A 773-nucleotide genomic window follows, 5' to 3' on the forward strand; every position below is an offset into this window, starting at 1 on the left:
GCTGTTTTGCGGCGACGTGGCCCGCCTCGGCGAAAGCGATCTCGCTCAGCTGGCGCAGGATGGCATGCCGAGCTGCCGTATCGAGGGGGAAGCGGATCTGGTGACCCTGCTGGTGGAGAGCGGTCTGGCGAGTTCGAAGCGGGTTGCCCGCGAGCTGCTGGGGGCGAGCGCCATCAGCCTCAACGGCGCGATAAGACAGGATGAGCGGCTCAGTGCGGCGGATCGGCTGTTTGGCCGCTACCTGCTGCTGCGCCGGGGCAAGAAGCAGTACCGGCTGGTGGAGTGGGTGGACTAGTACGCCCGACCTCAAGGATCAAGGGCTGCCCAGGCAGCCCTTCTATTTGTCCGCTTGCTCATGGGGTCTGTGGCTTCCCCATTGATGTGCAAAATGCCGATTCACACTGCCAGCGGCAATAACTCGGCGTAGTCGTGGATCGCCGGGAAGGCGGTAATCTGCTGCTCCGGCTGGCGACTGTCCGGGTTCTGGATGGCGAGCTGATAACCGATGCCGTAGTCGGCGGCGGCGCGCAGGATCCGCTCGCTGTCATCGACGAACAGGGTGCGGGCCGGATCGAATGCCAGTCGTTCTGCCAGCGCCTGCCAGCAGTGCTGGCTCTCCTTCGACCAGCCGAGCTCATGGGTGCTCACCATGAGATCCAGGTGGCTGGCGAGATCGAGGTGCGCATCCTTGACCGACAGGCTGGCGGGGTGGGCATTGGTGAAGAGCACCAGCTGCTTGCCCGTCGCCCGCAGGGCGGCCAGGAAGGGGATGA

The 773-nt window shown here is 64.9% G+C and carries 1 protein-coding gene and 1 pseudogene; one reads left to right on the forward strand and one right to left on the reverse strand.

Annotated features, from left to right (window positions below; genetic code table 11):
• Positions 1–295 (forward strand): annotated as a pseudogene (locus BN1127_RS21660) (tyrosine--tRNA ligase); the annotation flags it as partial.
• Positions 296–396: 101 nt separating this feature from the next.
• Here the strand turns inward: BN1127_RS21660 and BN1127_RS14370 are convergent.
• A partial coding sequence (locus BN1127_RS14370) for an HAD-IA family hydrolase (RefSeq protein WP_042649919.1) occupies positions 397–773 on the reverse strand: 377 nt, incomplete at its 5' end.

This window comes from Aeromonas media (assembly GCF_000819985.1).
GTDB classification, from domain to species: domain Bacteria; phylum Pseudomonadota; class Gammaproteobacteria; order Enterobacterales; family Aeromonadaceae; genus Aeromonas; species Aeromonas media.